Origin of the sequence: Mesorhizobium sp. M7A.F.Ca.ET.027.02.1.1, assembly GCF_004022985.1 — a bacterium.
In the GTDB taxonomy this organism is placed as follows: Bacteria; Pseudomonadota; Alphaproteobacteria; order Rhizobiales; family Rhizobiaceae; genus Mesorhizobium.
The window spans coordinates 1-6,908 of sequence record NZ_RZOL01000340.1; the positions used below are offsets into that span (position 1 = coordinate 1).

Annotated in this window: 8 protein-coding genes; 3 read left to right on the forward strand and 5 right to left on the reverse strand. The window is 60.6% G+C overall.

The features are described 5' to 3' along the window. Nucleotides 1-117: 117 nt before the first annotated feature. The 4 genes from EN749_RS27440 to EN749_RS27455 form a co-directional block, all read right to left on the reverse strand. On the reverse strand, nucleotides 118-1,638 hold the full coding sequence (locus EN749_RS27440; RefSeq protein WP_127807955.1) for a type II and III secretion system protein family protein: 1,521 nt from the start codon (nucleotides 1,636-1,638) through the stop codon (nucleotides 118-120). Next, nucleotides 1,635-2,447, reverse strand: coding sequence for a Flp pilus assembly protein CpaB (gene cpaB, locus EN749_RS27445; protein ID WP_023811377.1), 813 nt, complete (start codon nucleotides 2,445-2,447; stop codon nucleotides 1,635-1,637). Before cpaB ends, EN749_RS27440 begins: the two co-directional genes overlap by 4 nt. A gap of 213 nt (nucleotides 2,448-2,660) precedes the next feature. Next, on the reverse strand, nucleotides 2,661-3,179 hold the full coding sequence (locus EN749_RS27450; RefSeq protein ID WP_127807956.1) for a prepilin peptidase: 519 nt from the start codon (nucleotides 3,177-3,179) through the stop codon (nucleotides 2,661-2,663). 172 nt (nucleotides 3,180-3,351) lie between these two features. Next, a complete protein-coding gene (locus EN749_RS27455; protein WP_063171181.1) occupies nucleotides 3,352-3,534 on the reverse strand; it encodes a Flp family type IVb pilin in 183 nt (60 codons plus the stop codon). Between the two features lie 333 nt (nucleotides 3,535-3,867). On the opposite strand from EN749_RS27455, the gene EN749_RS27460 reads away from it, so the two are divergent. From EN749_RS27460 to EN749_RS27470, 3 genes are all read left to right on the forward strand, one after another. Beyond that, on the forward strand, nucleotides 3,868-4,290 hold the full coding sequence (locus tag EN749_RS27460) for a pilus assembly protein N-terminal domain-containing protein (protein WP_127381302.1): 423 nt from the start codon (nucleotides 3,868-3,870) through the stop codon (nucleotides 4,288-4,290). A 137-nt stretch (nucleotides 4,291-4,427) separates the two neighbouring features. Further along, nucleotides 4,428-5,009, forward strand: coding sequence for a TadE/TadG family type IV pilus assembly protein (locus EN749_RS27465; RefSeq protein ID WP_127807957.1), 582 nt, complete (start codon nucleotides 4,428-4,430; stop codon nucleotides 5,007-5,009). A gap of 37 nt (nucleotides 5,010-5,046) precedes the next feature. Further along, nucleotides 5,047-5,664 (forward strand): TadE/TadG family type IV pilus assembly protein, encoded by a 618-nt coding sequence (locus EN749_RS27470; protein ID WP_127807958.1) that lies wholly within the window; start codon nucleotides 5,047-5,049, stop codon nucleotides 5,662-5,664. Between the two features lie 37 nt (nucleotides 5,665-5,701). Here the strand turns inward: EN749_RS27470 and EN749_RS27475 are convergent, their stop codons facing one another. Then, the gene (locus tag EN749_RS27475; RefSeq protein WP_189367735.1) at nucleotides 5,702-6,622 is read right to left on the reverse strand and encodes a PhnD/SsuA/transferrin family substrate-binding protein; all 921 of its coding nucleotides are present in this window, start codon (nucleotides 6,620-6,622) and stop codon (nucleotides 5,702-5,704) included. Between the last annotated feature and the right edge of the window lie 286 nt (nucleotides 6,623-6,908).

Sequence of the window (6,908 nt, forward strand, 5' to 3'; positions counted from 1 at the left end):
GGGCGCAGCCGGCGAGCAGCGCCGCCACCGCAACCGCCAGGACAGGAACGGCTCGCCGGGTCGTTGCGGCGATGGTGCTTGCCTTCAATGCTGACTGAGACATGTCCGCTTCCCCGCTTACTTGTAGATGAAGCCGACAACGCCGTGGTAGCGGCCATTGGGCTTGTCGGTCTGCATGGTGCCGTAGACGCGATTGACGCGGCCAAGGAACATGCCGGCGCCATCGCTGGCGGCGTTGAAATTGTCGTCCGGCTTGGCGAGGTCGTTGCGCGCCACCGGCTTCACCAGATAGGGCGTGATGATGATGACGAGCTCGGTCTCGTTTCGCACGAAATCCCTGCTACGGAAGAGCGCGCCAAGCACCGGGATCTTTGTCAGTCCAGGCAATCCGTTGACGGCTTGCCTGACGTCGTCGCGAACCAGGCCGGCGATCATCATGGAGCCACCGGATGGCAATTCCACCGTTGTGTCGGCAAGGCGTTTGCGCAGCGACAGGGCATTCATTCCGGGACTCGTCACGCCTGAGGAGAACGATACGGATCCCTCGGTTGTCGGCTCGGAAACCGACGTCCTGACTTTCAAACTTATGCGGCCGGGAGACAACACAACCGGCTGGAATTCCAGGCCGATGCCGTACTCGATCTTTTCGACGCTGTAGGTCTTCAGGCCGGTCTGGTTGTCTTGCGATACATTTGCCGAGACACCCGTGACCATATTGTATTCACCGCCGACTTTGAAGGTTGCCTTCTCGCCCGACACAGCCGTCAAGGTCGGCTCGGCCAAGGTCTTCATCACCCCGGACTGCTCCATGGCGTTCACATAAGCCTGCAGTCCTGAAGCGCCGATTTGAAAGCCGGAGTTCGACAGCTGTTTGCCGAGACCCGTGAAGTTGTCGCTGATTGCGCCGTAACTAATGCCGTTGCTGCCGCCGCTGCCAACCATGTTGACGCCGAGCTGCTTCATCACCGAGCGGCTGACTTCGGCGACCGTCACCTTCAGCGTCACCTGGTCATCGCCAATGATCTGGATCAGGTTGACGATCTGGCTGGTGCGGCGCTCCTGGTCCGGATTGTTGATGTCGACACCGCTCTGGGCCGAACCGCCGGCCGCGGTCTGCGAATATTGTCCCGTCGTTGCCTCACCACCCGACACGAACATGTTTGCCAACTGTTCGGCACGCTTGGCATCCAGCGGGGTATCCACGGTTCCTGTGAGAACGACGTTATCGTTCAGCAGTTCCACCTTGACGGCCGACGTCGGCAGGAAGCGCCTGATATAATCCTCAAGGCCGGCAACGTCGCGTTCGACGGCAAGGTCCAGACTGACGATCTGCTCGCCATTCGGGCCGAAGACAAATATGTTCGTCTCGCCGACCGCCTTGCCGAACAGATAGATGCGCCGCGCGGTTCGGGTCACCGCATCGGCCACCGCCGGGTTGGCGACGAGAATGTCGTAGGCATCGCTCGGCAGGTCGATGACCACCGACTTGTTGAGGCCGAGCTTGACGCGCTGAGTGGCCGTCGATGCCGTGACCTGCGCGTTCTTTGCCTCAACGACGCTGCCTTGCAAATTCGATCCGACGAGCAGCAGGCCGAATGCCGCGGCTACAATTGCCGGCAGTTTGCCACCTAGCCTCATTTCCTTGCTCCCACTTCGGAAACTTCGCCCGACTTGATCAGCCTCACCGTTCCTCTGCGGCCATTGCCGGAAACGAGATAGTCGGCCTCACCCAGATTTTTTTCCTGCGTGTCCGCGACCGCCCGCAGCGCCAGGGTCAGGCGATCCGCCATCTGCTGGGCGACGGTGATGATCTCCGCCTGCTTGGGCGTCAGTTCCAGCGTGGCGGTCTGACCCACCCTGGTCTTCTTGCCTTCCTCGTCCTCCTGAATGGTCTGATCGATGGCCAGGACGCGGATGTTCTTGAGGATGGTCTCGGTGTTGAAGCCGGCGGCGCCGCTGGCGGCATCGGCCCTGCGGGTCATGATGACGTCGACGAAATCGTTGGGAAGAATGAAGCCGCCGGCCGACGTATCGGCCGAGATGGCCGTGGCGACCGCCCGCATGCCGGAAGGCAGGATCGACGACATGAAGCTCTGGCCCTCGCCGATCAGCTTGGACCGCCGCAGCGGTTCTCCGGCATACATCGCCACACGGGCAACGGAACTCTTCAGCTTGTCCAGTGCCTCGGGCTCGGCCGTGCGGGTGATGAAATTCGCGTTGACGCCGTCGGCGGGCCAGGATTGCCAGGCGATGTTGTTTTGGATCGGGCTACCCATCGGAACGTCGCCTGAAAGCACAAGCACATCCTGGAGTGCCACCGCCGGGGCCTGGGGGCCGGAATCGACGACGACCTGGGGCGGCGGTGCCACCATGTTCTTCGCGACATAGCCAGCGCCACCCGCCGCGGCCACCGCCACGCTCAGAATTATCAATCGCGATGCTGGCATTTGTCCGAACCCTTGCCCTGGCAAACCACGTAGCCAAGCCGGACTTTGCAGCGGCAATCGTCAAAACAAGGTTAATGTAATGCTTACGATCGTGATTAATTTAAGGTTTACATAAATTAGCCGGAATGTGGCCTGACCGGCCAAAATGGCCGGGCCAGCCCTGTTGAGAACGAGGTTTCGGCAATGCTGACGGACAACAAAATAAGATCGCGCTCAGGTCGCCAGCCTGGCAAGCGCCCATGCCATCAAGGGCGAATCCGGATAGGTCAGCAAGCCGCCAAGGCCGAGCGCGACACCGTAGGGAACACCTTTTTCCTCGTCGGCGAAATGGCGCAGAAACGGATTTTGGCCGGTAACGGCCGCAAGCAGCGACTTCCGGTAGAGGATGATCGCCAGCGTCAGCAGGCCGCCGATGATTGTCGAGGCGACAAGATACTCCACGAGATTGACATTGACGCCCATCCACATCGCGGTGGCGGCCAGAAGCTTGGCGTCGCCGCCGCCCATGCCGCCCATCGCAAACAGGCCGAACGTCACGGCCAGAACCAGGGCGCCGGCGGCGAAATGTCCGCCATAGGCCGCCCAGTCCATGCCTGTCAGGGGCGCGACCAGCGCAAAAACGGCGACAAGCAGCACCGGCACGCGATTGGCGATCGTCATCGACAGCATGTCGGAGATCGCGGCAAACAGCATGCAGAACGGAAAAACGACGAAGATCAGGGCTTCAAGCATCGGCGCCACGCCTATTGTCCGATTTCATAGGGCTCAATCTAAGCATGTTCGATTAACGATTGATGAGGCCAGGAACGAAAAGACGACCTATATTGGCAGCGGCATAGAAAAAGGGCCGCCACGCGGCGGCCCTTTTCCAGAAATGTAATGCAAGTGCTCGGCGATAAGCCGATCAGCTGCCGCTCGGCGTGCCGTTCAGGGTGCTGCCGATGTTGGTGAACTTGGCGTTCAGCGCATTGCCGAGCGTGCCGGCGCCAGTGATGATGGCGAGCGCGATGAGAGCGGCGATCAGACCATATTCGATCGCGGTCGCGCCGGATTCGTCCTTCACAAAACGTGCGATGAGATTAGACATTCGAGAGCTCCTACTCCACGTGTTACAGCACTTCCGTCAACTTCTGTGATGGTTGATCGGATGCTGCCAATCTATGGAGAAGCTCTTTCGATCGGCTTAAGAAACAGCCTTACCGATTCCTTTCCCGGTTCGAACATATTGCGTGGTTAACCTCGGGCTAATGTACCGCTGAGCCTTCCAGACCCGGGTTTGGTAGGCTTGCGACCCGACCGGACCGCGCGTCGCGGACGCCCTTGGCGGCCATTGCACGATTGGCAACATCGCATGCTTAACCGTTGGTTCACCAATCTCGTTCATGTTCCGTTGATCAGTCCGCCTGCGTGGAGCGCCTCAATGGCCCAGCCGAGATCGTCAATCCTGATTGCCGCGCTTCTTGCCGCCACGACCTTCGGCACGCCCGCCATGGCCGGCGCCGGCATCGAGGTCACGATGAACCAGGCCAAGATCGTCAAACTGTCGCGTCCCGCCGACACCATCGTGGTCGGCAACCCGGCAATCGCCGACGCTTCCGTGCAGGACGCATCGACGATCGTGCTCACCGGCAAAGGCTTCGGGGTCACCAATCTGGTCGTGCTCGATACGGACGGCAGCCCCATCGTGGACGAGCAGGTTACCGTGGTGCGGCAAGCCGCCTCGTCCGTGCGCATTTACCGGCGCGCCGAAATCCAGACGATGTCGTGCACACCCTATTGCGAAAGCTCATACAAGAGCGAGGCGGAGAAGTCTTCAGAAGCGGAGATGAGCGTCAGCCGATAGGTGGCGTTGCCGACTGCCGTTCCGGTTATTGTCTGGTTAAGAGGCCTGCGCCGACTTTAACGATCATCCAAACCGGACCTCAATCGGTTTGCGCTAATGCTCCTTCCGAGACCACATAGAGATCGGCAGGATCGGACATGAGCAAGGAATTCGGTCGCGCAGGCGACCACAGAGTGAGACGCCCAAGGTTTTTCGCCCGCTTCCTTCGTGACCGGCGCGGCGCCACGGCAATCGAATTCGCGATCCTTTCAGTCCCCTTCGCGCTGCTTGTCTTTGCCATTCTGGAAAGCTGCATCTCGTTTGCCGGCCAGGAGGTGATGGCCAACGTCACCGACGATGTAGCGCGCAAACTGCGCACCGGCCAGTTGGGGGCGGCTGACGTTGCCGGAACCAATTTGCGGGACATGATCTGCACGAAACTGCAGATCATCGTCTCCCAGGATTGTCCCAATCAACTGCTGGTGGATCTTCGCCAATATACATCGTTCGCCGATGCGGCCACGGCAGGCTTCAAGATCCAGAACGGCGATGTCGTACTGACGAAAGGCACCGCAACCCAATCGTTCTCAGTGACAGCGGGTGCGGCGGAGTCGAGGAACATGCTTCGGGTCTTCTACAAGTGGCCCATCATGACCGACCTCATGGCGCAGTCGATGGGCGGCAACAGGACCCTGCATTTCGCATCGGTGACCTGGCAGAACGAGCCGTTCGACAACTGAGCGGAATGCACGATCAGTATAAGAAAAGGGCAATGGCATGATTCGTGCGGGGGCACATCTTATGAATACGGGAGTTTGGCGGAAAGCAAGTCGATTCTGGTCCGATCGGCGCGGCATCGCGGCGGTCGAATTCGCGTTGATCATGCCAATTCTGTTGATCATGTACTTCCTCACAATGGAAGCGTCGCAAGCCATCGAGACCAGCAAGAAAGTCAGCCGTATCGGCAGCATGGTGGCCGATCTCGTCACCCAGCAGACGAACGTCGCCAAGGCGGATGTCGACGCCATCATGCAGATCGGCAGCGTCACCCTTCAGCCCTACAACCGCTCACCCCCGACCATCACCATCACGGCAATCCAGGTTACGCCCGATGCGACGAGGGCACTGGTGGTGTGGTCACGCAAATTGGTAGCCGGCGTCGCCAGCCCTGGCGCCGCCGCGACCACCGAGACAACGGTCCCGGCGTCGCTCAGAGTCGCCAACACTTTTCTCATCCGCGTCGAAAGCAACCTCGGCTACACGCCGGTCATCGCGTGGAGCGCGAGCAGTCAACAGAAGCTTGGGCTGACCTCGGCTTTCAGCAACATAACCATGGGCGAAACCTACTACCTGCGCCCCCGCAGAAGCATGGCGATCCCTTGCAGCGACTGTTGAACACAGAAGCAGCCAGGCGCTGGGCAGGCCGCTCCAGCTACTGCTGCGGCCCACGGTCCGAAACGAAGCGCACGATAGCAGCGGCCATCTCGTAATCTTTTGGCGCCACGCGAGCGAAGCCGCCGGAATGTCTCGATTCCAGGAGGTCGTAGATATCGGGCGTGGTCGACTTGAGGTTGGTGAGGAACACGGCAAGCCGGCGCTTGGCTTCCGGGTCGAGATCACTGCGGACCGCATGGGGGCCGTATCTCAACAGGCCCGACGTCCATACGATCCGAAGCGCCGTCACTGAGACCCCTGCCGCCTCCAACCTCGCCTGCGTGCCCGACGGTTCTCGCAGGCCGTCGGCAGCGGCCGTCACCCAGCCGAACAGGCCATCGGCCTTGCCGTCGACCAGCATCGTCTCGGCCGCCGCGGCCGAATCGGCATGGACCAGAAACGGTGCATCTTCCGCGATCTTGCGGCCCTCCGCGGCCAACGCCGCCAATGGCAGGAGAGAACCGCCGACGCTGTCCGAAGGCGCCATGGCGATACGATGGCGGTCCATCGCCCCCAGGGCAGGCAGCTTGCCGTCTCGCGTCAGCAGAACGGAGCGGATGCCGATCGCGCCATCTGAATCGACCGGAGCGACAAGCGGCTCGATACATAAGCAGCGCTGCGAAGCCGTCGCATAGGCGGTGGCCGAATAGATCGCATATTCGATGCGGGCATTGGCCTGCGCCTCGATCAGCGCGGCATAGTTGCGGGCAACGACAAACTCGACCTTCATGCCCAAGGCCTTGGTGTAGGCGTCGGTCAACAGTGCCAGCCCCGGAACGGAGTTGCCGGCGCCTGGCTCGGCAACGATGCCGATGCGAAACGTGCCGATATCATCGCGCCAGTCGGCATGCGCCGGATTGGACCAGAGCCCGACCTGCGCCAGCATGAGAGCGGCATAAATCTTCAGCGCAACCCTCATGACAGGAACCACGGGTCTGTTGTCCTCGATCCATGCCCATGCCTGGGGGCATTTGTGCATGCCGTTGCCCGAAACCGCTGCGCACCTTTGGGCGACATGCAACTCTGCTTGTGCATGTCGTTGTCCCAAAACCGCTACGCACTTTTGGGCGACATGCATCTCTGCTTGTGCATGTCGTTGTCCCAAAACCGCTACGCACTTTTGGGCGACATGCATCTCTGCTTGTGCATGTCGTTGTCCCAAAACCGCTACGCACTTTTGGGCGACATGCATCTCTGCTTGTGCA

Excerpts from the sequence above, each read along its gene's own strand:
- EN749_RS27440 (WP_127807955.1), bottom strand. The coding sequence starts at position 1,638 with ATGAGGCTAGGTGGCAAACTGCCGGCAATTGTAGCCGCGGCATTCGGC.
- cpaB (WP_023811377.1), bottom strand. The coding sequence starts at position 2,447 with ATGCCAGCATCGCGATTGATAATTCTGAGCGTGGCGGTGGCCGCGGCG.
- EN749_RS27450 (WP_127807956.1), bottom strand. The coding sequence starts at position 3,179 with ATGCTTGAAGCCCTGATCTTCGTCGTTTTTCCGTTCTGCATGCTGTTT.
- EN749_RS27455 (WP_063171181.1), bottom strand. The coding sequence starts at position 3,534 with ATGTCTAATCTCATCGCACGTTTTGTGAAGGACGAATCCGGCGCGACC.
- EN749_RS27460 (WP_127381302.1), top strand. The coding sequence starts at position 3,868 with ATGGCCCAGCCGAGATCGTCAATCCTGATTGCCGCGCTTCTTGCCGCC.
- EN749_RS27465 (WP_127807957.1), top strand. The coding sequence starts at position 4,428 with ATGAGCAAGGAATTCGGTCGCGCAGGCGACCACAGAGTGAGACGCCCA.
- EN749_RS27470 (WP_127807958.1), top strand. The coding sequence starts at position 5,047 with ATGATTCGTGCGGGGGCACATCTTATGAATACGGGAGTTTGGCGGAAA.
- EN749_RS27475 (WP_189367735.1), bottom strand. The coding sequence starts at position 6,622 with ATGAGGGTTGCGCTGAAGATTTATGCCGCTCTCATGCTGGCGCAGGTC.